The 245-nt window shown below is 47.3% G+C and carries 1 protein-coding gene; it reads left to right on the forward strand.

Annotation, left to right across the window (positions count from 1 at the left end; genetic code table 11):
* Positions 1-245, forward strand: a 245-nt coding sequence (locus tag ICN39_RS11330; protein ID WP_216234166.1) for a DDE-type integrase/transposase/recombinase, incomplete at both ends; no start/stop codon positions are given.

The raw sequence follows: 245 nt of genomic DNA on the forward strand, positions 1-245 counted from the left end.
CAAAAGCTCAAGTGCTTAACCCTGATAGACGAGTTCACCAAAGAGAGTCTGCGCATTGATGTGGCTGGCTCAATTAAAGGCAAACGAGTAGTACAGGTTTTAGAAGAAGTGATTGCGCAGCGTGGTTGCCCCAAGGTTCTTCGCAGTGACAACGGTCCAGAGTTTGTGAGTACCATCTTATTGGAATGGGCGGTAGAGCGAGGTTTGCACAACTTACATATCGAGCCAGGTAAACCTTGGCAAAA

Source organism: Polynucleobacter sp. AP-Reno-20A-A9 (genome assembly GCF_018882085.1).
Classification (GTDB): Bacteria; Pseudomonadota; Gammaproteobacteria; order Burkholderiales; family Burkholderiaceae; genus Polynucleobacter.